Raw genomic sequence first — 25,006 nt, forward strand, 5'->3', positions numbered from 1 at the left:
AGCCCAGACTCTTTGGCTTGGACTGCAACGAGTCAACGACCTGTCCCACGCATGGGACGCTTTCGGCCCCGATTCTCGAGAAAAATCAGACAACCAATCCGACCACACTTGTGTGGTACAGTGAGCTTACGCAGCGGGTTACGATTGAATCAACAGCCCGCCGGCGGCCGGGCGTAATGAACGCCGCTAGAGAACCAACCCCCAACATACACCTTGACGTGCATATTTAAACCTATACACTGGGGTGCATGAAAAGGGTGGCTGATCAGGAAGGCTTCCCTGAGTTGCTTCTTTCCAGGAAACCGATTGATGATCAGTGAAAAGACGGTTCGAGTTATCAAAGACATTACCCCCGTGGTTGCCGCCAATGCGGAGACGATCACTCGGCGATTCTACGAGCGGATGTTTGTGGCCAACCCCGAAGTGAAGGCGTTTTTCAATCAATCGCACCAACACACCGGAGGTCAACAAAAGGCGCTAGCCGGCGCGATCTGTGCCTACTTCACGCACATCGATAACCCCGCCGTCTTGATGCCGGCCGTCGAGTTGATCGCACAGAAGCACTGTTCGCTGGGGATCAAAGCCGAACACTATCCGATCGTCGGTGCCAATTTGCTCGGTGCGATCGGCGACGTGATGGGCGACGCCGCGACTCCCGAGATCGTCGACGCGGTCGGTGAGGCCTATGGGTTCCTGGCTGAAATTTTCATCGCGCGCGAGAACGCGATCTATCAAGAACAAACGGCTGCGCCGGGCGGTTGGAATGGGACGCGAGAATTTATCGTTGCCAAGAAGATCCGTGAAAGTGATTTGGTCACATCGTTTTACTTGAAGCCGGCCGACGAGGGTCCGTTGCCTTCTTTCCAACCAGGTCAATACATCACCGTTCACATCGAACACCCTCACACGCCTACGTCTCCTCGCAACTACAGCCTTTCGGATCGTCCGAACCAGCCTCACTATCGGATTAGCGTCAAACGCGAAGAGCGACTTTCAGCGGACGCCCCAGACGGGTTGATTTCGAACTATCTCCATGATGGGATCGACGAAGGAGATTCGATTCACGTCGGTCCGCCGTGCGGCGAGTTCACGATCGACCCAGAGGCGGCGGACAAACCGATCGTTTTGATCGCGGGCGGGATCGGAGTGACTCCATTGATGTCGATGGCCAAGTCGCTGGTTCACACCAACCCCACGGTTCGCATCCACTTCATCCATGCGGTTCGTAACAGCCGTATCCAGGCGTTCGCCGACGAACTTGCCCACTTGGTTGAGGTCGGTCCGAATGTAAAAACGCACGTGATCTACGACAAACCGTTGCCGGGTGATACTGACGACGGCAAGTGCGATGCGACGGGATTCGTCACAACCGAGTTACTGCGTGATTGGACACCATGGGATGAAGCGAGCTTTTACTTCTGCGGCCCTCGAACTTTCATGCAAAACATTGATGCCAGTTTGCGCGAACTTGGCGTGGATGAACACCGCATGCGGTACGAATTCTTTGGCCCGAAACAGGATCTCGCGGTGCTCGACGCAGCGACCACCTAGTGGGGGCGTCGGAATCAAGGATTAGGTTTGGGCTGAATGGAAATCCATTGATTGCTGTTCATTTTGCTTTCGATGGGCGTGCGATTTGGTAGCCGCCTATTAGCAACCAGTCCGCTGGGAAAATGAATATTCGACGTAGCGATCCGTCGGAGGTTCATCCGGCACGCTGTGTGCCTACGGCAAGGAGTGGCGGATTGAGAGTTGTTTTTTCGAATGATTGATTCGGTTCGCCCGCGAGTTCAAGCAGAAATTGCCTGCTTTCACTCGAACGATCCGCCGTACGAATCGCCTTCCGGAGAACAACATGACTGGCTTCCTGTCTACCACCCTGCTCGAACTGCTTTCACATCGATCGAAAGCACAGGGAGCCCGATCACGAAAAAAGCAACCCCAGAAATTTCGCCATACCTCCATACGGCGTTTGCTTGCCGAACCACTCGAGCAACGTCGAGTGTTGGCTGCGTATCTGGTCACGACAGCCGACGACGTGGTCGCCGAAGATGGGATGCTCAGTTTGCGGGAGGCGATTCAAGCCGCGAACACGAATGCGATCGTCAATGCGGATACGGTCGCGGGCGACGCCGGTCCTGGGATCATTGACAGCATTACGTTTGCGGGAGGCTTGTCGGCGATCACACTCGGAAGCGAGTTGACCATTAGTGATTCACTCGCAATTTCGCTGGGGGACGACGCGGCCTCTCAAATCATCAGCGGCGACGATTCCTCGCGAATCTTTTCGATCGTCGAAGGTGGATCCGGCGTGGCAACCAATGTCTCGATCGAGGGTTTGACGCTCAGTGATGGTTTAGCCGAACGCGGAGGTGCGATCTTCATTTCCTCGGGCCAGTCACTCACGCTCGATTCGGTCACCGTAACGGATAGTGTGGCAACCGGCCCCTTGGCGACTGACGGTGGTGGGGCCGTTTTCGTTGATGGCGGCGAACTTACCATCACTAACTCGACCATATCGAATAACATCGCCAGTGGAGCCTCCGGCAGCGGAGGTGGAATCTTGAATCTGGGCGGCTCATTGACTGTAGCCGGCACGACAATTAGCAACAATGTTGCTAACCGGGCCGGCGGGGGCATCGAAGCGACCGGCGGAAGCTTCACCACGTTGACCGATGTGTCGCTGAGTCAAAACGTTGCAGGCCCAGATGGATCGGCTATGCCGGGAAATGGCGGTGGATTGCATCTCTCGGGTGATGGGAATGCCGCAATCACCGGTGGCACCGTGTCGGGAAACACTGCTGCCCTTGAGGGCGGTGGCTTGTGGAATAATCTCGGTACGATGACCGTCGAAGATACTACCCTGATCGATAACGTCGCTTCAGGTGATGCCGCCGACGATGGAGGCGGTGCCATTTTCAATAACGGCGGAACGCTGACGGTGACCGATGTCACGATCAGAGGCAACTCAGCGGATGGCCTGCTGGGAAGTGGTGGTGGAATCTTCAGCACCGACGGAACCGTCACGATCAACTCGAGTCAGATCGGAGGGCCGCTTGCCGCTGATGGCAACACCGCCAATCGAGCCGGTGGCGGTATTGAAGTCATTGCGGGAACGGTAACATTAAACTTTGGCACTGACGTGTCCAACAATTTTGCGAACATCAACGGCGGTGGACTTCACTCGACGGGCGCAGCTCAAGTCACTTCAAACTTCGCCATCTTTGGCAGCAATACCGCGGCCAGTGAAGGCGGAGGGCTATGGAACTCGTCAACGGGCGTCATGACGATTAACGGTGGAGCCTTAACCTCCAACATAGCCAGCGGTGACGATGCCGATAATGGCGGAGGCGGACTTTTCAACGACGGTGGCACGCTTGTCGTAAGCGATGCTACCATCGCCTTTAATGTTGCCAATGGCCTGAATGGATCCGGCGGCGGCATTCTCAATGATGGTGGGGTGCTCACAATCAGTGGAAACACCACGATCAGCGGCAACACGGCCAACCGAGCCGGCGGCGGGATCGAAGTCACCGCAGGTTCGTCGACGACGTTGACTGACGTCACGTTGGATCAGAACGTCGCCGGGCCGGTCGGATCGGCGGCACCGGGTAACGGGGGCGGACTGCATATCACCGGCGATGGTAGCGTAAGTATCGTCGGCGGAACGGTTTCCGCGAACACCGCCGGAGCCGAAGGGGGTGGACTGTGGAATAGCGATTCGGGAAGTTTGTCGGTGGATGGGACCTCGGTGAGCGGTAACTCCGCACCGATCGGCGGAGGTATCTTCAACGACAGTGGAGTCGATGTCACCGCGCGAACGTTCACGACCACCCTGACACCGCTCAACGGTTCCGGAGTGAGCGGGACGGCAAGTGTTACGGTCGACGACTCCGATCCGGAAAACCCGACGATCACGGTCAATATTAACGCCTCGGGGTTGGTTCCCGATCAACCTCACATTCAACATATCCACGGCCGCGTTGCATCGGATTTGGACACCACCGGATCCATTCCCGGTCCCTTTGTGGGACAAGGCGGCATCGCGATCGATACTCGCACACCTGTAGCCAGTGACGATGCCAACGGCGACGGTTTCATCACGGTGGGGGAAGGTGCGGCTGCGTACGGCAACGTGCTACTGAATCTTTCCAGCCCGCGAGCGCCCGTTCCTCAGGAAGGCGATTCACCACTGGATGATTTTGACATCAATGACTTTCCCACCGCACCGGGCGGCGTGATTGATTTCACGGAGACCTACACATTTGATTTAAGTGATCCCAACCAGGCACGCCAGTACAACAACTTGTTGCCGATGTCGCTGCGTGAGATCGTCTTGCACGGTGTGAACACGAACATCGACGTCGACCAAGATGGTTCACCGGATGGTTACCGGGTGACGGGTCCGGCCGCAGCGGGAACGTTGCAAGCGGTCGGCGGATCGTTGACGATCCGTAATGCGATCATCACCGGCAACACCGCGAGCGGCAACGGTGGCGGCATCGCCAACGAGAGCGGTGATCTTTCGATCACGGACTCGACGATCTCGCAAAACGTCAGCGGAGGCGATGAGCCGGGCGAAGGCGGCGGCGGGATCTTCAACGACGGGGGAACGGTGACGATCACCGACAGCGACGTGACCGGAAATACCGCGATCGTGGGACTGGGCAACGGCGGTGGGATTCTCAATGCGGACGGAGGCACGCTCGTGGTGCGTGGGGGTACGATCTCCGATAACGATGCCGCGCGCGCCGGCGGTGGGGTGGAGAACGCGGGCGATGCGACGTTCTTTGAAACCGAGTTCGATGGCAACACGACCGGAATCAACGGAGGCGCGTTGCACACATCTGGACCGTGGACGGCGCATTTCATCGACGTATCGATCACAAACAACACCGCCGATGCCGAAGGCGGTGGTGTTTGGAACAGCGTCACAGGTACAATGACTCTGGTGGGATCGACCATCAACGGCAACACGGCACGCGGCGACGACGCCGACCAAGGTGGTGGCGGCGTGTTCAACGACGGTGGGCAAGTCACGATTGATTCAACAACGATCAGCGACAACTTTGCCGATGGAACCGCCGGTAGTGGCGGTGGCATATTGAACCTGGGAGGTGCCTTGACCGTGACCAACACCAGCATCACTGGCAACACCGCCAACCGAGCCGGTGGCGGGATCGAAGTCACCGATGGATCATCGACGAGCTTGAGCCTTACGAACCTTAACGACAACGTTGCCGGCCCGGTCGCAACGGCATCTCCTGGTAACGGAGGTGGGTTGCACATTACCGGTAACGGAACTGTTTCACTTACTGAAACGACTGTTGATGGTAATTTCGCGGCAAACGAGGGCGGAGGACTTTGGAATAGTAGCTCAGGCACGATTGAGGTGATCCGATCGACCATTTCGAACAATAGGTCTGGCGATGGCGGTGGCGTTTTCAATGATGGTACGAACGGTGACGTGACAATCATCAATTCAACGATCGCAGGCAACTCCGCAATATCCTCAGGTGGTGGGATCGCTAGTGAAGGGTCATCGGTAACGCTGAGAAGCGTCACCATCGCAGACAATACGGCCGCGATCGGTGGCGGGGTATCATCGATCCTCAGTTCGGTTACGGCTACCAATACGATTATCGCTCGAAACACAGGCGTGACGAACAGCAACGTTGATGGCGAGTTTACCGATGGTGGCAACAATTTCATCGGATTCGATGCGGGTCTGGGAACGCTCGGCGATAACGGCGGTCCGACGCAAACGATTGCCCTGTTGGCGGGAAGCCCGGCCCTAGACGCAGGAGTTTCTGCGGGGTTAGCCACGGACCAACGTGGTGTTTCGCGTCCGCAAGGTACCGGCGTGGATATCGGCGCTTTCGAATCGGACCTTTCCGCCCCCGTCGCCGCCCTTTCGATTGCAGCCAACAACGCCGACCAAAACGAAGGTGATATGGGGACCACGGCGTTTACCTTCACTGTTACTCGCGGAACCAATGTTTCCGGAATGACGAGTGTTGATTTTGCCGTTACCGGAACGGGTGCCAACCCGGCAACGGCGTCGGACTTCGTCACCAACGTGTTGCCGTCGGGAACGCTCAACTTCCTTGCAGGAGAAACCAGCAAGGTCATCACCATCGATGTCGCCGTCAACTCCACCTTTGAGCCCGATGAATCGTTTTTGGTAACGCTAACGAATCCGAGCGGTGGCGCGACCTTTTCAACCAACACAGCCGTCGGGGTGATCCGGAATGACGACGCGGCACCGACCCCAACACTTTCGATCGCCGCCACTGATGCGGACAAGGATGAGGGCGATAATGGATCAACCGCATTTACGTTTACCGTTTCGCGGGGTGTTGTAACTTCGGGTACGACAACGGTTGACTTTGCAGTGACCGGCACAGGAAATAATCCCGCGACCGCGAACGATTTCCTAATCAATTCACTGCCCAGCGGAACGATCACGTTCAACGACGGTGAACTGACGAAGACGATTACGATCGATGTCTCCGGCGACAACGTTGTCGAACCAGACGAAAATTTCCGAGTCACCCTTAGCAATGCTAGCGTTCCAGCAACGATATCAAACGCGGCGGCGGTCGGGACGATCCAAGATGACGACCGGGTCGAACGTCAGACGCGGATTTTTATTCCGAACATTGTGGCTCGGCCGCACATCATCCCCGGCGATAACGTTCCCACTGCTATCATTTTTCAAGCGGTAGCCGACACGACTGTCACCGTGACATCTGCCTTTGGCAGCTCGGCAGTGAATGGCATACAGATTCTCGACGGCAATACCAATCCGATCAGCAACTTTGTCGACGGTGCGAACAGGGCAATGGTCGTTGCGGGTGGGCTCTATGCGGTGATCTTTCCGCCCCAAGGAACCGAAGGGCTCTACACCATTCGGTCGTCAGCCGGATTCGATGCTTTATCGAATCGCCCTGGAACGAACATTATCCAGCCGACCGATACCAACGGCGACGGCAACACGACGGCATTGGATGCGTTGATGGTCATCAACGAGATTAATTCGATCGATCAATCAAGAGCCGCTGGAGAAGGCGAGCCGATCTCGACTGAAATGGAAGCGGCCTCGTTCTTGGACGTCAACCGTGACGAGAGTATCACTGCATTGGACGCGTTGATCATCATCAACGAGCTCAATCGTCATAATGATTCGACCAATCGGACGATAGGTTCGGGTGAACCACTCGTACCGGCGGCGACGGTGAATCCGTCCAATTTGGCCAATTCGCAGAACGACTCGCCGACCGCTGATCGAGTACTCGCCGAAGCCGAATCGCACTTCTTTGTCGATACGTCCAACGATGAGACAATTGACCAAGTTGCACGGTACGGACCAGAAATCCGCGCGAACGCGATTGATGCTGCCTTGACTGAAACCGATGAGGAATCCAGCTTAGGCGAAGCCCGCGATCACTTCGCCGATCAGGTGCGGTTAATGTAGATAAGGCAGGATCTTTCACCGGATCCATGACTTTAGTTGCCGCCGTTGTCGATTTGGAAACCCTGGAAAGGCACGACGCCGTAGATCCCATTCGTAAAGACTTGGGCGACGAACTGGTCGAAGAGCAAGATCGGACGTTCGGGAACGATCACGACGTCGCCGTCACGCAACCAGATCTCATCGGCGGGCGTCGGACGCTTTCCGCGAATGGCACCTTGAAGGTCGAGCATTGTCGATACCAAACGCCAATCTTCGGCTCGGCGGAAGATCACGACTTGACGAAGATTGCCGCCGGCCAAATGACCGCCCGCCGTCGCAATCGCACCGATCGCCGTTGTTGGTGCGGTCATTTCGATACGTCCGGGCGTGGCGACTTGGCCGAGAACGTAGACGAAATGGGGCGCTTGTACGGCGAGTATCGGCTCAATTTCCAAACCCACCACGACCTCGGCGTAACGCAAGTTGACTTCGCGTTTAAGTTGGCTGAGCGTGAATCCTTGAACGTTGACACCGCCAATACCCGGTAGGCGGATCTGGCCATCGGGCATGACGGTCACGGTCAGCGACTGTGCCGCGAGTCCGCCCAATCCACCAACGGCGGCGCGGATGTCTTCGGCGAGCGTGTTGGTACGGACGGGCGTCACGTCAATTGACGGATCATCATAGAAGGCTTTGTATTCTCGTTCCAATAACGCTCGTAGCCCCTGCACAGTCAAACCGGCCGCTTGGACTTGGCCGAGCAGGCGAACGGTGATGCTTCCATCGGGTTGAATTAACAATCCGTTCTCTAGGGAGCCACGATTCAGATCACCGTCGGCGATCGACTCGATCGACACTTGATCGCCGGGCATCAACCGGTACTGACCGTTCTCCTGGCGTCGTGTCACCAAGTAAACCACTTGTATTTGATCACCGGGACGGATGTGATAGCGGGCAAGGTGTTGCAATCGAGCCGGCCCGGCATAGCCGCCAGGCCCGTAGGCATCGAAGTTCATCGGACGCATGTCCTGCCACCGCGCCTCATTTCCGCACGCGGTTGCGCAGTCGACGCCCATCATGCATTTCGGACAACCGTATCCCTGCGGACCAGCCACCATCGTCGTACCGCATCCCTGACACCCATGCGCAGTGATCGATTGATGTTCGGCTGGAGTTTGCGCCATCAAGTTATCTGCTAAGAACAGGCAACTTGCGATGAAAATAAGACAATGAACAACGATGCGTTGCATGAGCGCTTTAGGACAGGGAAGAATCGAACCGACTCGTCTGCACCTCGGGAGGTGCCTGCACTCTTGAAAACATTGGAGTTCACGGACAGTTGTCGAGTCGAAGAGCATGACGGTGAGGGTGAGAGTTTTCATGAGATCACCACCATCGCTTCGGGCTTGGCATCCGAGTGGTACTGACTCGGGCGGCAGGCGACACGGTTGCCGCAGGAATCACAGGTGGCCCGTTGTATCGTGAAGGCGTGATGGCAAATCCCGAATTCGGCGAGCCCAGTTCCGTCGGTTCGGATTGGGTTACATTGGTCGAGTCCGCTGCCGCAGGAAGGGTTCTGCGGAAGGAGGCGACCAGATTATGCATGATGGAAGTGCGCGGTACGGTTTCCGATCGTGCAGATTCCGGTGTCGCGTTGTTCATCGAATCGCGGTTGAGCGACACTTGATTTGAGCCGACCGGCAAGATCGATTCGTTGGATTGCGAAGGTTTCATTCCAGGCAGAACACTAGTTGAGATCGCCGCGAACTGGGTCGGACTCAACGCGATCACATCGGGGACGCGTCGGGTCGAATCAGGCGGTGTTTGCGATCGAGTCGACGCCATGATGGATTGTCCGTAGTCACGTTTTTCAGGGCGAGCGGAGATCGACTTCAAATGTGCTAGCCGAGCGGAGTTGGCGGAGTTAGGTTGAATCGACAACGAATGTCCCAACGCCCAGCGGGCTTCGTCGACCAAACCGATATCGGCGAGATGGTGGCCCAACTTGGCGGCTAAGTCCGCATTGCCGCTTTGACCTTGGACTGCGGCGCGGCGTAGGCAAATCGCAGTTGGGCCTGGCAATTGCGACAGGTCGTTACGACCGAGTCGAATGGCGGCGACCAAGTCCATCGTCTGCGCGGCAAGCAAACTTTGTGCTGCCAACTCGGCGAACTGAGAACGAGCGTAGTCGAGATAACGATCGATCGCCTCGCTGACGGTTGGCAAACGATCCGACGAGCCTGTCGACGGCTCACCCTGATTCGAGAGCGAGTAGGCGGCCCGTAGCGGAGGAAGTGTCTCACGAACGACAGGTGTTTCGTGAGATCGAGCCAGGCGAGAGATCGAGACCGCATCGTTTTGTGCAAACGGACCGACAAAATCACTTGCCTCCATGATCGCCCGTTTCCCCCGGTGCAGACGCTGGATTGCGGTCGGTGCCGAAGAATCTGCCAATCGAGGATTCATGCTGGCGGCCAGGTCGATCGCGAGCGCTGACTTTTCTAGCGACTCCCAAGCCGACGTTTCGGCTGACGCATAAGCTCGGTAGTCGTAGTCGAGTTGGGCGGTCTGGAACAGTTTCGCGGCGATCTCGAGTTCCGACTGAGCCGTTTGGGTCGCCAAATAAACCGAGGAACCCGCTTGAGGAGCGGGAGGCTGCTGGGCGAGGAACTGGGAACGTTTCTTTGCCGCACTGACGAGTTGAGCATTGGCACGACCGGTCACCGCACGCCCGTTGTTCGGCGGAGTGTTGAGCTCAGATCGAAGAGATTCGGTCACCGGCAAACGATAAGGCTGGGTGGGCATCGCCATCGTTGCTACAGAATCGCTGACTAATGACTGGCTCGGTTGCTGGACTGACACACGTTCGTATTGTGACCAATCGGGACCGACGAAGGAGCTTTGGCGAGCGGATCGGTCAACGATATTCGCGGTGGGAGTCTGTAAGCTAGCCGTAGCAACAGGCCCCCAAGAATGCGGTGGCGACGTGATCACGTCGCGGGTTGGAACTGCGAACGGATTCGTTCTTGGGCCGAGATTCTGGGCGTCTTCCGATGCGGCATCGCGTGCCATCAGAAGCGATGACGCCAGGATCGTGGTACCTCCGACCGCTAGGAATCCAAGGCGGTGTAGCTTGCCAAGGCTAGATTGAATGCGGCGGGAGTTGGCGCGCATGGAACTGGCGGTGCAACGACGTTGTGTTCGAAGGTCGGCTGGAGGCTGAGCATTCGTGGTCATCGCAACCAGTCTGATTATTGAGGATTCGTGAAACACCACAACAACACCGATCACGCGGTGGTTGAGTCCAACATTTCCATCGGTCGGCCGGTGTTCGGTTTGTTTGGATTCTTCCGATCGTCGGGGTGAAATGTTCGTTGCAGCCTGAACATGCGGAACAATCCTCACAGATTGACATTCCACCCATCGGATGTCCGGAAAGGAGTCCACTGTTCAATCGACCAGTTGTTACCGACATCCCTTTGGATCGTGACCTACAGTTCAGGAGAATGCGTTCCGAAGCTTCGACCTTGGTTCAATTGATCACCCCTCCGACCCTCAACCACCAACGACAATCTGATCGTTTCTATTCGAAGAACTCAGAGGAGCTTGCGGCAGACCTTTTGATTCTCGAGGGCGACGACGTGCTCGCGTTCCCGGTTCGCTTGGCCGACATCAGCGAGACAGGCTGTGCCGTTGAGATCTCCGCGCAATTCAATCGAGATATTCCCGTTGCGATCCTGCGCATCCGCGACATTGGAGGCACCGTCAATTTGGAACTTGCCGGCCGGATGTGCTGGAACCAACGTACATCATTGGGGGCGAACACGTGTGGATTCTGTTTCCGTCGTCCGCTCTCGAATGAGATCATCGATCAGATGGTCGACAATGGATGGGTCACACGACGGCTGGAACCTCGCGTGAGAACTGGAGCGATCGTCGAGGTTCGACGCGCCCATGGTCTGCCGACAATCGGGATGGCCACCCTGCAAGACTTTTCCATGACAGGGATCCGTCTTACATTGAACTCCGAAGTCGAGGTCGGAGAACGACTATTGATCAGTAACCGTGCTGAAGTCGATCAATATGATGTCGATGCCGCACTGAAATCCACCAAACGGATCGCAAATGGTGGCGTAACGGTAAAGTGGGTACGTCCCACCGACGACGGCTACGAGTGCGGATGCGTCTTTCAAAACTTAGCTGCGTCGAGGGCAATCAACGATGCGTTCTCAACGAGTGGATTGATGGCGAAGCATTGATCGCCGAAGCCTTTTCGCGGTCTCGTAGCCATCGAGTTTGGGCATCTCCATGTCCAACAAAATCAGGTCGAATCGACGGCCGCTCGCGTTACGTTGATTGACTTTTGCGATCGCATCCTCGCCATCGACCGCTTCGACGACACTCGCGTTCCACTTTTCTAGTAAATGCTTCGTCAGGAATCGGATATCGCGGCGATCATCAACGATTAAGAACGTGCAAGCGTTCATCATGCCGCTGTTGTTTCCGATCTGAAGATTCGCTTGGGACGCGATCTCACAGCCGATTGTTTTTCTCGGTTTCACCAAAGGGGTTTGGGAGACGTCGCCCGTCTGAATTGTAAACTGGAACCGACTGCCTTCGCCCGGTGTGCTCTCGACGGTGATTTTTCCACCAAGCATGGTGACAAGACGTTGGCTGATGACCAGACCTAAGCCGGTGCCGCCGTAGTCGCGCGTGATTGTTCCGTCGCCTTGTGAAAATGCTTGAAACAATCGTGACTTCTGTTGGTTACTGATTCCGATGCCGGAGTCGGCGACCTCAAACTTCAGCTTGTTGGTGTCCGCTGCATAAGCCACCGTCAAAGAGATACTGCCATAGTCCGTGAACTTAATCGCGTTGCCGATCAGATTGATCAGTACCTGTCGTACTCGTTTGGGGTCACTTTGGATCAACAGAGGAACCTCTCCGTCGTAGCGGATCAACAAAGAAAGCCCTTGTGCTTCCGCCTTCACTCGCATCAATCGCCTTACATCCTCGACCAATTCTTGCAAGGAAAATGGCTCAACGAGAATTTCGAGCTTCCCAGCTTCGATCTTCGAAAGATCCAGAATGTCGTTGATCAGCTCCAATAGGAAATTGCCGTGACTGTGTATCGTGGTAAGATGCTCGCGACGATCAAGGTCCGTCTCGTCTTCTAAAAGAATATCGGTGTAGCCCAGAACCGCCGTCATGGGCGTGCGGATTTCGTGGCTCATGTTGGACAAGAACTCCGTCTTGGCTCGACTAGCTTCGTTAGCACGTTGTTCACTTTCGGCCAATGCAATTTCGGCAAGTCGTTCCTGATGAATATCGGTGAAGGTGCCGGCCCACTCGCGGATGTTGCCGTCGCCATCGAGGATCGGAACCGCTTCGGCATCGAAATATCGGTACTGGCGACTGGCGTCGTTCCAGACCCGCCCGGTCGTGTGATAAAGGCTTCCGTCACGCTGGGATTCATTCCAGCGTTCTTGAACATGTTCCCGGTCTGCCTCGTGGACTGCTTGAAGCCAGCCTCGGTATCGATGTTCGCTCCAGCTCTGGCCGGTATATCGCTCCCAAGATTTCTGAGGGGACACAAACTCACCTTTTGGATCGGCAGTCCAAATGATGCTTCGCGTGCCGATGAGCAGTCCTTCGTAACGTTGTTTTAGGGCAACCAGCACCGCGGGGATCGCAAAATAGGCAAGCCAAATCGCCAAGTCCGAAACGACGTGAAGCCAACCAAGGAAATCCGACCAGTTCCCACAGTACCAACGAGGCGGAAAATCGGACGTATCAAACAGGTTCTGGAAAAAGTCGATCACTCACAATGCTCCAGAACGACTTGGACTCGCTCAACCGGCTCGACTCCATCGCTGGTGCCAACGCAATCGCACCCACAACGACCAAGCAATCGATCCATCGAGTCGATTGTTCGTTCATGACCAGATAGGCTCTTGTTTATCGGACAAGGAAACTCGGGGACATTCAATCTGATTCAACGAATGGTAAAAGGTGATAGCTGACCACTTCTGAGGGCAACTTGTCGCGAATGGTTCCCGATTGCCGAGCCAATTTCCCGAATAGCGGGTAATACTATATCTGCAGGTATTATTAATCATATACGCGATTCAACATATAAGTGGATAGGCTCAGGGTTTGGCGTGTCGCGAGCGACATCGGCTCACGAGAGGCCTGTCGTTGGCGGCGTGTTGATTTGATTGGCCGTACAACATTAGCGACGGTCCAGGCTCACGCCCTTCGGCTAATTAAATGCCTCCTTTATCTTCAAGGCAGAAGTTCGGCAAAAAAGCTTAGGGGGTTTGGCGCACGACTTGCATTGCGAGAATCGAGATTCGATGCATCTTGATTTCTTCTGTTCTGAGCTGGAGTAATGCTATGTCCACTGCCGAGTTTCCTCGCGCTTTTGCGGAGGGATTATTGTATCGTCAAGAGAAAGAGGTGACTGACAAGCATGTGAAGAGTCGCTTGGATCCTTCGGTGCCTCAGTGGTGGGTGATGCTTTTGGCCAGTACGGTCGCACTTGTCACAAGCGGTTACCTTCTTGTTGATGCTGCCGATCAATGGTCTGCGGATGAGTTGGATCACGGTGGCGGCGGCCTGCTCACTCGCGAGTTTGATCGGATTGCAGACACTGAGTGAAGCTCCGGCCACTTTCGAGATCATCGAGCATGGCAACGAGGTGAGTGGAGACGAGACAACCATCTCGGCCCCCTCTTCCATCCCGGCGTCGGGAGCGGGAGAAGCCAATGATGCGGGTAAAAGCAACATGCTCTTCGACGCTCCCCGGCGTCAAGCCTCGAGTTCGCAACAGGATGCCAAGGCGGCTCAGTTGATCGCGGCAATCGTTAACCCGGCAGCTTTGCTATACGGCCAAGTCACGGCGCCCGAAACCAAGTCGCCCACTGCGCTCGTGCTGGGCAACATTGAGTTGCGAACGGATTCATGGCCGTTGATCGGAAGGCCGGATGCCGAGATGGTCTTTGTCGAGCTTTTTGATTACACCTGTCCGCACTGCCAGCGGACGCACAAATCCCTTGACGCCGCTCGAGAACACTTTGGTGACAAGCTAGCCGTCATCACCATGCCTGTTCCACTCGATCGCGAGTGTAATCCTACCGTTAACTCGACCCATCCCAGTCACAACGAGGCGTGTGAGCTTGCAAAGCTTGCCATCGCGGTGTGGTGTGTTGATCCCAGTCAGTTTGAAAGGTTTCACGACGTGCTGTTTGAATCGACGCCGAACTATGCGCAAGCTCTTTCGAAAGCACGATCACTGGTCGATCAAAAAAAACTTACCGAGATGCTCAATAGCTCACTGCCGTCGGATTACGTGAACAAACATGTCACGTTGTATCAACGCGCGGGCGCAGGCACGATTCCGAAACTCTTGTTTCCGAGAACCAGTTCGGTCGGTGCCGTTGAAAGTCCCGATGCCATGATTCGGCTGATCGAGCAGCATCTCTAAAAACGTGTTAGTGATCATGCCCTGAATGGTCGTGATCGTGCGAAATCTTGCCCGTGTAAGACGAGCCCTCGATTGACAAAACGACCGCGCCTTCGGCCTCGGCATCGAGCCAACGCATCAATTCGCCATTGGTCGATGAAAAATGCGACGAACGACCCTCGGGGTCATCGGTTTGACGGTCGGCAGCAAGCTCAAACGACTTGACTTTGCCATCGTGTTTCAGACTCAGTGTGAGTGTTTGAACTTCAATCGCAACGGGTATTGTCGCGGTGTTATCGAGTACAAACATGGAGACCTTCGCGGCATCGTGAACCATCTCAACATGAAACGCTTCTTTACCGAGTTCGATCAGTTCGCCCCCATGTGGTCCGTGTTCAGGATGGCCGTCTGAATCGGTTAGCGATGGCAAGTCGTCCATAACGATCACGTCGGAAGGCTCCGGGACTGACGGGACGGACTCACTCGGCCCTGAACAACCGACTAGGCCATAGCAAACTAAGGTCAATGTAAACAAATGAATCTTCATTTCAGATTTCCAATGAGAGGTTTGTGGTGATCAGAACTCGGGTCTGGTAATTAGCTGGACTCACGCGGGTACAGTGCGTGTTCAGGTCGAACGCCATCGGTCGACCGCTGAGCAACCTGCGAGCGATCACGGATGATCTGTTTTCCCGCATTGATCCCGGTCGTCCAAAACAAGGCAGGACGAACAAAGAACTCCGCCAATGTGCTGGTGAGGAGACCGCCGACGATTACGGTTGCGATCGGGTATAGGATTTCCTTGCCCGGCTCACCCGCCGCGAGTGCCAAAGGAAGTAAGCCGATCCCCGATGTGAGCGCCGTCATCAGCACCGGGGCCATCCGTTCCTGCCCCGCGCGCCGGACCATCTCACGCGTCCATGATTCGCCTTCGTGCTCGTTTAGGTAGATATAGTGATTCAACAACAAAATACCATTGCGGCTCGCGATTCCGCACAGCGAGATGAATCCGACCATGGCGGCAACCGTGAGGTTCTGATCCGTGAGGATCAATGCCGCGACGGCTCCTAAGAAAGCGGTCGGTAACGCGACGAGGACCTGCATCGAGAAGTTTGCATTGCCAAAGAGTGTGTACAGGATCAAGAACATTCCAAGCAGCGCGACGCAGGAAAGAATCGCGAGTCGGCGAGTCGCAGATTGCTGGCTCTCGAACTGCCCGCCGTACTCGATGAAGTATCCTGGCTCGAGCGGCAAATCGACGAGTCGTTGTTGAATGTCGCCGACCACATCCACGACGCCCCGTTGCGAGACGTTTGCCTGCAAGACAATGCGTCGACGGACCTGCTCTCGCTTGATCATGTTGGGCCCACTGCTCTCGTACACATTCGCAACGGCTTCCAAAGGCAGGGTTCCACCATCGGGCAGCGGGACCGCCAATCGTTTGAGTTTGGTGAGGTCTTCGCGAAAGGGCTCGTCCATTCGAATCATCAAATCGAACGTGCGTTGGCCGAGTAACACTTGGCTGATGACTTGTCCGTTCATCGCCGTTTCAATCAATTCCATCACATTGGCGGGACGTAGCCCGTTTTGTGTTAGTGCCTTGCGATTCAGCTCGATTCGCAGTTGGGGGATGTTGGTTTGCTGTTCGATCATGACATCGGCTAAGCCGGGAACGTCCGCGATACGGCGCTTCATTTCCTCAGCCTTGTTGCGCAGGACATCTAGGTCGTCGCCGTAGAGTTTGATGCCGATTTGTGCTTTCACACCGGAGATCATGTGGCTGATCAAGTGAGCCAATGGCTGTTCCGTACTTGAAACGACGCCGGGTATGTCTTCCATGGTCTCGCGGATGCGTTCGATGGTACCTTCACGATCGGCACCGTCGTCGATTTCCAGAAACAGCTCAGTGACGTTGACGCCTTCGGCATGTTCATCCAGTTCGGCTCGACCGGTACGCCGTGCGACCGACTTGACGGACTGAATCTTCATCAGTTCCTCTTGCACGTTTTGCCCGATGCGATTGCTCGTCGCCAAGGATGTTCCCGGAGCAAGCAGCGCATTGACCTGTACGGCACCCTCGTTGAATGGCGGTAAGAAGTCGCGTTCGAGCTGGGAGACGGCGAAGATCGCAAACCCAACCAAGACTGCCGCGACACCGAGAACCGGACCGGCGAATCGCGTGCTGAAGTCGATTGCGATCCCGGCGATCCCTTTGAGTCCCTCGAGCAACTTGCCCTCTTCGGCCTCCGGACCACCCAAGAAAACTTCAGTAACCTGAATCAACCCCCACACCACAGGCGTCAGTACAAGCGACCACGCGAGGGGACTGCCAGGCAATCCGATTGGAAGATGCACAAGGTGAACGACTCGGGGCACAACCCAGTAAACGGTCAATGCGGCAATCCCAAATGCCAACACCGGCATCACCACCTGCCAGGCTCGCTTGTTGACCAATAGCAAAGAGGCCAAAACCGGTGTCACCGTCAACGAAACCGCCAGCGAGGCGATCAAGGATACGACGTAACCCATCGCCAAGGGAACGAAGAGTTTTCCCTCCATGCCTTCGAGGGCAAACAGCGGTATGAAAACAAGCACGACGATTGCTGTGCCGTAGACGACGCTGCTACGCACCTCAATGCTGGCTTTGTAGACAACTTCCAATGCGGGCCGTGGCGTCACCGACAGTCGGTTCTCTTTCAGGCGTCGAAAGATGTTCTCAACATCCACGATGGCATCGTCGACGAGTTCGCCGATCGCGACGGCGATCCCGCCCAGTGTCATGGTGTTGATCGAAAGCCCGAACGCAGCGAACACGCACGCGGTCGCAATGATGGATAGCGGAATCGCCGTGAGCGTGATGAATGTCGTGCGGAAATTCAGCAAAAACAAAAACAAGATAACGAGTACCAAGACGCCGCCGTCGGCGAGCGCTTCGACGACGTTGTCGATCGCGCGGTCGATGAACGAACGTTGCGAATAAACGTTGGCAATCCGGATGTCGTTAGGGAGCGAGACCTTCAGCTCTTGAAGAGCGTCGGCGATCGCTTGATCGACCGCGCGAGTGTCGCTGCCGGGCTGTTTGTTGATGGTCAAGACGACGGCCGGACCACCTTCGATCGTACCATCCTTCCCTCGTAAGTACGCGGACGAATCGCCACGCATGACTTGGGGCCCCTCAACCACTTTGGCGATGTCACCGACCGTAATCGGTAGGCTATCACGCATGGTGACGACGATCTCTTTCAAGTCCGCCAAGCTAGTGATCCGACCAAGGCCTCGGACAAGCAACTCATTGGCACCTCGTTGGTCAAGATATCCGCCCGTCGCGTTCATGTTCGCTTCGCCGACTGCGGTGTGAACGTCACCCATGGTAAGACCGAACTCAAGTAGTGCATCGGGATTAACCAACACTTGGTACTGCATCCGGCCGCCCCCCATAGAGAACACCTGCGAGACGCCAGGGATCGTGAGTAGTCGTTGGCGGACGACCCAATCGGCGAGCGTGCGAACTTCCATCGGCTCCGTCTTTCCCCCTTCGCTCCACATGCCGTACATGAGGATTTGACCCATGATCGACGAAATCGGGGCGAGGGTTGGTTTCACACCGTTTGGCAATTGCTCGGCGACGAGTTGCAATCGCTCATTGACGACTTGTCGATCGTTGTAGATGTCGGTATTCCACTCGAATTCGACGTAAATGACCGACAAACCGATGCCGCTGCTGCTGCGGACCGCTTCGACGCCACTGGCACCATTGAAAGCCGTTTCGAGCGGAAACGTGATTAGCGTTTCCACTTCTTCGGGCGCCATCCCGGGTGCCTCGGTGATAACGACCACGCGAGGACGATTCAAGTTGGGAAACACGTCGATCGGCAGCCGAGCGGATTGCCAAGCACCAACACCCAACATGATGGCGGCGAGTGCCAAGACAATCAGTCGATTGCTAAGCGAGAAATGAATAATACGATCTAACATCAGTGATTGTGCCCCGCGTGCGGATCGATGGCGCCACCGGCTTGGTTCTTCATCGCCATCTGCAACTGATGGGCACCGCTGACGGCGATCGTCTGGCCTGGCCAAACTTGACCATCATTCTTAATCGCAGCATGGACGCTGTCCGACGCGAGCACCTCAACGGGGACGCGATCGAAATGACTGCCATTCTCGACAAATAGATATCGCTCCGGCCCTTCTTCTGCCACAGCGTCTTTGGGGACCACCAGCGCGTTCTCGATGCGCGACTGCGGCAAACGGACGGTCAATCGTTGACCTGGTTTGTATCGCCAACTGACATACCGTTTGTCACCGCGTTGTTCGCTTCGTTCGATTTGGTTGGGAAGACCGATATAAAATGGCAAAGACCGTGAGTCCGTCCCCACTTCGTTTCCGATGTAGACGACATTCAGGCCCGCGATCGTTTCGACTTCGTTATCCGTTCCGATCATCGTCGCCTGTAACTCGGCACCGGCCTCGGCGGCTTTCCTCAGCAGACCCGCGTCGCGTTGATACGCTTGCCCTTCAATCAATAGTCGACTGTAGTCGGACAGTTGAGCAATCTGCTGACCCGTCGTAACTGATTCGCCCCGCCGAACGTCCAGTTCGGTGACAAGGAACTCCGCGTCAATGTGCTTATGCTCCGGCAAGGACATCGGCGGCGGTTGCATCGCAGCTAGCCGAACACTCGGATTGCCGGACACTCGACTATTTGCTTCACCGAGCGATTCGTGATGCAATGAGTTATCCTCTTCGACGAGCGGTGCCGTCACAACGACCTCCCGAATCAGCGTGCGAGTTCGTTCGATACTGGCGATTTGTTCTTCGCTTAAGCCGTGAAGCAGCATCGATTGGCGAGCGGCGCGGATGCCAGCCAATAACTTGTCGCGTTCGTACTCGCGAGCCAAGCGTGTTTTCCCCGCGATCGCTCCGGATTGTGAAATGCTCGCCAGTCGCTCGATCTCGCGCTCTTCGATGTCCATCTGTCCGAGCTGCGATAGAAATGCTTGCTGAGTATTGACGAGGTCCTGATGAGTCAGGCGAAGGGTGAACAGCGGATCGCCACTATGAACCATCTCGCCTCGCGAGATGTTGATGGCGTTGATCACTCCCGTCAGCGGCGAAGTGATCGAGACATGAGTTTCGCCGGGCCAGCGCGTCACGATGCCGGGAACTTCGACGAAACTCGTGTACGGCCCGACGACTGCGGTGGCAGTCGTGAGTCGTAGATTCGCGCGGGCCTGTGGGCTTAGCTCGATGGATTGGCCCGGTTCGTGATCCCCGTGATCATGGCCCGCGTGCTCCTCGTCGTGATCGGTATGTTCGCAGGAACTATGATCGTGACCGGCGTGGGGGTCGGAATCGACCACCGAGGTAGTGACCAGGCCAAGCCGGCGTGGTAGTTCGGTAAACGCGAGCGCACCGACAACAATGGCAATCGCCATCGCGACCGTCGTCAATAAAAAGCCGCGCACCCGCTGCGGCCAAGATTTCAGCGTGGACATCGTGAACCATGAATGGTTTGAGAAACAAGATTGCAATAGAAACCGGAAACCAAAGAAATCAACGGCCTGCGACTCGATAGTGGCGCAGACTCAACATCATTCTTTGTTCAGCAAACTTGGCTCAAATAATCCACGTGCAAAGGCAAGCGCAGTGCGAGAGAGAGTCTTGCACACCGAGAACACGACAGTGTGGTAATCCGCAAGACATCATCGCATGTAGATAGTTCGCCATGGGATCATGTTCATACGTCACGAACTCTACCAACGGCGGGTCGATGATGAACACAAAATCGGCCGAGGCGACGAAGCTACATTCCGTCACGCCGTGGCTACCCGGATGATCGCCGTCACATGGCCGCGATTCGCACTGACATCCATGAACGCCAACTTGGGCGACTCGATGTCCAAGACCGTCGGTGGCCGGTTCGCTGCTGTGGCTGTGCGAATGACCACAACACACATTTGAATGCGAATTGCTTACGTCCGCCATTTCAAGGGACTGCTCACATCCTCGGTCACCACACCCGAATGTTTCGCATCCGTTGACATGGTGCAACGAACATCCGAAGAACAGATGCATCAGCAACGCGACGACGGTGGTGAGGCGACAAACAACAGGCACGAAAATATCCTTTGACGAGTCCTGTCGTTATTATCGGTTGTGTGGGTAACATGGACCAGACCTTCTGTGCCGAATTCTCAAATTTCCCACAAGTCAGTTCGGCAGCGGTGCGGGAACTGTCATGTCGGGCTGCATCGATCGGCGTTCGGAAAAACGCCTGTCAAACAACGACGACACAGGAACGCCGGCCAGAAAAACATCGCGAATTCATTTCGCCAGGCGGATACCAGTGAACTGCCATCGGGTGTCGGCGGGAAAGAAGTTTCGATAGGTGGTTCGGATGTGATCGCTCGACGTGGCGACGCTACCGCCGCGCAGCACATATTGATTGCACATGAACTTGCCGTTGTATTCTCCGACGGCGCCCGGTGGCGGGCGGTACCCAGGATAGGCTGCGTAGCTACTGGAGGTCCATTGCCAAACAGAACCCATTAAGGTGTCGGGCGATCGCGTCGGATGGATGGCGAACCCCCGATCGACCAATTGGTCGGCAAACGGTTGCTCGTTTCGCGTTGCTGACCGGTTCCGTTCGGACTTCGCGGCCGCTTCCCATTCAAACTCGGTTGGCAATCGCATTCCACGCCACCGAGCGTACGCGTCGGCTTCGAACAAACTGATATGACAAACCGGCCAATCGTCGTTCAAGGGGACTAATCCGGCAAGCGTGAATGTCAGCCAGGCTCCGTTTTGCTGGAGCCAATAAAGCGGAGATCTCCAACCGTTGGTTTGGACCGCGTTCCAGCCCATCGATAACCAGAGTTCGGGTCGCTCGTATCCGCCATCATCGATGAACTCGCGGTACTCGCCACAGGTCACCAAGTCACCTGCCAAACGTGTTCCCATCAAATGAACTTCGTGCACAGGCGATTCGTTGTCGAACGAAAATCCCTCACCTTGTTGGCCGATGGTGACCAAACCCGATGGAACGTCGATCCAGTTTTCGGTCGCGGTTCGAGCGGGTTCAAAAGGCAGGTCGTCGTACTTCGGCCACAGCGGACTGCACGACAACGCATGCTTGATATCCGTCAGGATCAGTTCTTGGTGTTGCTGCTCGTGTTGAATGCCGGTTTGAACAAGAGCCAATTGAGCGTTGGTTAACGAGTTGGAATCGAACGCGTCTCGAATCGCTCGGTCGACGTGACTTCGGTACTCACGGATCGTTTCCAAACCCGGCCGCGAGATCAAACCGCGACGATGTCGGGGATACTGGTCGCCGATCGTGTTGTAGTAAGAATTGAACAGATAGCCGAAGGCTTCATCAAAGACCCTGTAGTCAGGTTGGTCTTTAAGAACGAAAGTCTCAAAGAACCACGTCGTGTGCGCCAGATGCCACCGCGTCGGACTGGCGTCGTCCATGGATTGGACCATGCAATCTTCCGCCGACAAGGTGCGTGTGATGCGATCGGTGAAGCTACGCGTCTTGAGATAGACGTTCGCGAGAGTATCACTCGAATCAGCCGCGTCAGTTGAAGTCATCAAGCTATCCGCTGATGTGCCGGATGCGACCGTGCTCACGATGTTGCTCCCTCGACTACCAAATGCAAAACACCAAAATAGTTTTGTGAATCGGTCCAATGATGATGTAGCGAAAAACCGTAAGTTTCGGCGAATTCGGCGAAGCCTTCGATCGTGTACTTGTGCGAGTATTCGGTCAGGATTTCTTCGCCGGCTGCGAACTCGATCGCGTGGTCTCCGACTTGAACCGTTTGCTCTTGAAGACTTTGGATGGTGATCTCGATTCGGTGTTCGATGTCGTTGTAGTTCGCTTGGTGTTCGAACCTATTCAAATTGAAGTTTCCGTCGAGTTCGCGGTTGATCCGGGCAAGCATGTTCAGGTTGAAAGCGGCGGTCACGCCTTCGCCATCATTGTAAGCTGCCTCGATCACCGACACATCCTTTTGCAAGTCGATCCCAATCAGCAAACCACCTCCACGTCCAAGCAATCTTGACATCGAATCCAGAATAGCACCGCCCCGGCCCCGATTTGATCGGCGATCGAGACGGCGTTTTCAGACATGATTTGAAGTTCCGTTCGCGTCGGGTAGTACTCATCGAGACCGCAGATTTGATCAAACAACGCCGAGCCGGTCTCGTCGTAAAGATACTTGCACGGCAGTATTTTGCGTGTTTGTCGCAAGCCCGTCAGAACGTCGTGTCGAAAAGCAAGATCGGGGGAGGTTGCAATGGGCATGATCGAGTTGAGTCGGTTCAGATGTTAGGCGATTGAGAGCGGACGAGGTATCGTATCCAGTCGACTATTGCCGAACCTTTCAGCGAGTCATCTCGGCCATCGCCTGTTCTGCCAATGCTCGATTGGGGAACTCCTTGACTTGAAATCGACCGAACGCGGTGGATCGGATTTCTCGAACACGCTCGGGCGAACTGGTTAGGTAAACCCGGCTTCCGGCAACGATCAAATAGTGTGTTTGATTGGCGATCGGATTGACGTAATTCAAACTCTTCAAGTGTTTGGTGAGTTCCTCCGCGATCTCGGCATCGCTCTGGGTAATGTGGCGTCGATAAACCGCTTCGGGGTCGGTTTCGCTGCCTTGTGCAAGCGCCGTGCCTTCGAACGGTTTCAGACCGCTGCAGTCGCGGATGCAGGCGAACAACTCGTTTTGATGACGCTTGGACATCATGTGAATGAGCGACCAGGAATACGCATAATCGAGTGAATCAAGCGAGTCTGCAGTGACGATACGGTCGATCGTGGCCGGACGTGTGGTCGTTCGATTTTCGGTCCAATCGTTCTCAATCTCGAACATCCGAAGTTCATTCGTCGCACCCAGGCCACTCCAGCGGATTCCCCGTCCGACCGATGTCGGTGCATAGAATTCCGCCAAACCCTCACTGAGCCACAACGGCCAACGCGACAATCGTTGTTGAACGCCGATATTGTGTAGGATCTGATGAGCCCCCTCGTGGGCGATCGTCGAGATAGCATTCTTAACTGCGATCTCGGGGGCGTGTTTGGACATTTCGGATTGTTCGTACAAGTAGACCGCGTTGGTGATCGCGTCGTAGTACGCCACGACTCCGCGAGGCATCCGACGGTAGTCTTGGAATTCCTGCTCGGTCGCGAACGCGATCACGACCAGTGGCAATTCGGGCTCGTGTACATCCACCGCAGAACGTGAAAAATACTTTCGGACGGCGGGGTACATGGATTCCATAATCGTCCGGGCCGATTTAACGAACAACTCGCTCGCATTGTGCAAGTACAAGAATCGGCGACTTCGAATCGCCTGAAAATCGGCCAATTTCGGGTCCGCAAGAAGCTTCGCTTGCAACCGGTCCATATCGAGCGGTTCGAAGGCATCGGTTGTTGGTGAAACGTCCCCGTCGGTGAACGATTTCAGGGTTCCGTCCGGCATCAAGGCGATCCGCGACGATCCGATCGTGACGTGATGGCGTGCCACGACCGACCCACCTTCGTCATCGCGAACTCGCCAACGTTCGCCCTGAGATTGCATCAACGGTCCCGGCGTGATTCGCAAGCCTGCGGTGGCGGCCTGTGGGTCTTCGTTCCAAGGTTGGTTTGCGGGGGCCGGTTCGGGATTCTGGCCCAACGCACCTGGGAAGCCACGAAGGGTTTGTTCCATTTCCTCGCGGTCGGCCGCGCCTCGTTCTCGCATCTCCTTGATTCGTTGCTCGGTTTCACGAAGACGGTCGTTGAGACCCTCCAAAACGCCGCCGAATTGAGCTTGGCTGCACCGAACCCCTAAGCTCAGGTCGGCCGCAACGCCCAAGATTAAAAAACAGAATACAAGTCGCATCGATAAAGCCTCGGAAATGAACGTTCGCTGACGGACTAAGAACGTGTTTTAAAAAGGGGTCTGACCATTTGGAGGCGAATCCTTTGGAGGCGAATCGATTTCATTGGGTTTTTGGCCTCGCCGGAGAGGGTCAGCCCCCTTTTTAAAACACGTTCCAAGAATATCCGATCGGGTACGAATCGTGGGCAG

Annotated in this window: 16 protein-coding genes; 5 read left to right on the forward strand and 11 right to left on the reverse strand. The window is 55.7% G+C overall.

The window, feature by feature from the left end:
• Positions 1-309 precede the first annotated feature (309 nt).
• On the forward strand, positions 310-1,551 hold the full coding sequence (gene hmpA, locus Pla100_RS20670) for an NO-inducible flavohemoprotein (protein ID WP_146579731.1): 1,242 nt from the start codon (positions 310-312) through the stop codon (positions 1,549-1,551).
• Positions 1,552-1,855: 304 nt separating this feature from the next.
• Positions 1,856-7,477, forward strand: a complete 5,622-nt coding sequence (locus Pla100_RS20675; RefSeq protein ID WP_146579733.1) for a choice-of-anchor Q domain-containing protein — start codon at positions 1,856-1,858, stop codon at positions 7,475-7,477.
• A 32-nt stretch (positions 7,478-7,509) separates the two neighbouring features.
• Here Pla100_RS20675 and Pla100_RS20680 read toward each other — a convergent pair whose 3' ends face one another.
• Together Pla100_RS20680 and Pla100_RS20685 are read right to left on the reverse strand one after the other, a co-directional pair.
• On the reverse strand, positions 7,510-8,706 hold the full coding sequence (locus Pla100_RS20680; protein WP_231603294.1) for a polysaccharide biosynthesis/export family protein: 1,197 nt from the start codon (positions 8,704-8,706) through the stop codon (positions 7,510-7,512).
• Between the two features lie 136 nt (positions 8,707-8,842).
• The gene (locus Pla100_RS20685) at positions 8,843-10,693 is read right to left on the reverse strand and encodes a hypothetical protein (protein WP_146579735.1); all 1,851 of its coding nucleotides are present in this window, start codon (positions 10,691-10,693) and stop codon (positions 8,843-8,845) included.
• Between the two features lie 269 nt (positions 10,694-10,962).
• Here Pla100_RS20685 and Pla100_RS20690 point away from each other — a divergent pair, with 269 nt between their 5' ends.
• On the forward strand, positions 10,963-11,715 hold the full coding sequence (locus tag Pla100_RS20690) for a PilZ domain-containing protein (RefSeq protein ID WP_146579737.1): 753 nt from the start codon (positions 10,963-10,965) through the stop codon (positions 11,713-11,715).
• Here the strand turns inward: Pla100_RS20690 and Pla100_RS20695 are convergent.
• Positions 11,686-13,278 carry a hybrid sensor histidine kinase/response regulator gene (locus Pla100_RS20695; protein WP_146579739.1) on the reverse strand — a complete coding sequence of 531 codons (1,593 nt, stop codon included), beginning with the start codon at positions 13,276-13,278 and terminating at the stop codon, positions 11,686-11,688. The genes Pla100_RS20690 and Pla100_RS20695 overlap by 30 nt on opposite strands.
• Positions 13,279-13,852: 574 nt before the next feature.
• Here Pla100_RS20695 and Pla100_RS30985 point away from each other — a divergent pair.
• Together Pla100_RS30985 and Pla100_RS20700 are read left to right on the forward strand one after the other, a co-directional pair.
• Complete coding sequence (locus tag Pla100_RS30985) at positions 13,853-14,116, forward strand: hypothetical protein (protein ID WP_197168110.1); 264 nt, start codon at positions 13,853-13,855, stop codon at positions 14,114-14,116.
• On the forward strand, positions 14,049-14,942 hold the full coding sequence (locus tag Pla100_RS20700) for a DsbA family protein (protein WP_197168111.1): 894 nt from the start codon (positions 14,049-14,051) through the stop codon (positions 14,940-14,942). The genes Pla100_RS30985 and Pla100_RS20700 overlap by 68 nt, the downstream gene beginning before the upstream one ends.
• Before the next feature lie 7 nt (positions 14,943-14,949).
• Here Pla100_RS20700 and Pla100_RS20705 read toward each other — a convergent pair whose 3' ends face one another.
• The 8 genes from Pla100_RS20705 to Pla100_RS20740 all read right to left on the reverse strand — a co-directional run bounded on the left by Pla100_RS20705 (position 14,950) and on the right by Pla100_RS20740 (position 24,817).
• Positions 14,950-15,468 (reverse strand): hypothetical protein, encoded by a 519-nt coding sequence (locus Pla100_RS20705; protein ID WP_146579743.1) that lies wholly within the window; start codon positions 15,466-15,468, stop codon positions 14,950-14,952.
• Between the two features lie 50 nt (positions 15,469-15,518).
• Positions 15,519-18,896 (reverse strand): efflux RND transporter permease subunit, encoded by a 3,378-nt coding sequence (locus Pla100_RS20710; RefSeq protein ID WP_231603295.1) that lies wholly within the window; start codon positions 18,894-18,896, stop codon positions 15,519-15,521.
• Positions 18,896-20,419 (reverse strand): efflux RND transporter periplasmic adaptor subunit, encoded by a 1,524-nt coding sequence (locus tag Pla100_RS20715; protein WP_146579745.1) that lies wholly within the window; start codon positions 20,417-20,419, stop codon positions 18,896-18,898. The genes Pla100_RS20710 and Pla100_RS20715 overlap by 1 nt, the downstream gene beginning before the upstream one ends.
• A 121-nt stretch (positions 20,420-20,540) precedes the next feature.
• A complete protein-coding gene (locus Pla100_RS31790; protein ID WP_231603296.1) occupies positions 20,541-21,041 on the reverse strand; it encodes a hypothetical protein in 501 nt (166 codons plus the stop codon).
• A 207-nt stretch (positions 21,042-21,248) separates the two neighbouring features.
• Positions 21,249-22,517, reverse strand: a complete 1,269-nt coding sequence (egtB, locus tag Pla100_RS20725; RefSeq protein ID WP_146579747.1) for an ergothioneine biosynthesis protein EgtB — start codon at positions 22,515-22,517, stop codon at positions 21,249-21,251.
• Between the two features lie 35 nt (positions 22,518-22,552).
• The gene (locus tag Pla100_RS31795) at positions 22,553-22,993 is read right to left on the reverse strand and encodes an L-histidine N(alpha)-methyltransferase (protein WP_146579748.1); all 441 of its coding nucleotides are present in this window, start codon (positions 22,991-22,993) and stop codon (positions 22,553-22,555) included.
• Complete coding sequence (locus Pla100_RS31800) at positions 22,957-23,232, reverse strand: L-histidine N(alpha)-methyltransferase (RefSeq protein ID WP_146579750.1); 276 nt, start codon at positions 23,230-23,232, stop codon at positions 22,957-22,959. The genes Pla100_RS31795 and Pla100_RS31800 overlap by 37 nt, the downstream gene beginning before the upstream one ends.
• A 79-nt stretch (positions 23,233-23,311) precedes the next feature.
• Positions 23,312-24,817, reverse strand: a complete 1,506-nt coding sequence (locus Pla100_RS20740) for a DUF1570 domain-containing protein (RefSeq protein WP_146579752.1) — start codon at positions 24,815-24,817, stop codon at positions 23,312-23,314.
• Positions 24,818-25,006: the final 189 nt, after the last annotated feature.

Source organism: Neorhodopirellula pilleata, from assembly GCF_007859915.1.
GTDB classification, from domain to species: domain Bacteria; phylum Planctomycetota; class Planctomycetia; order Pirellulales; family Pirellulaceae; genus Rhodopirellula; species Rhodopirellula pilleata.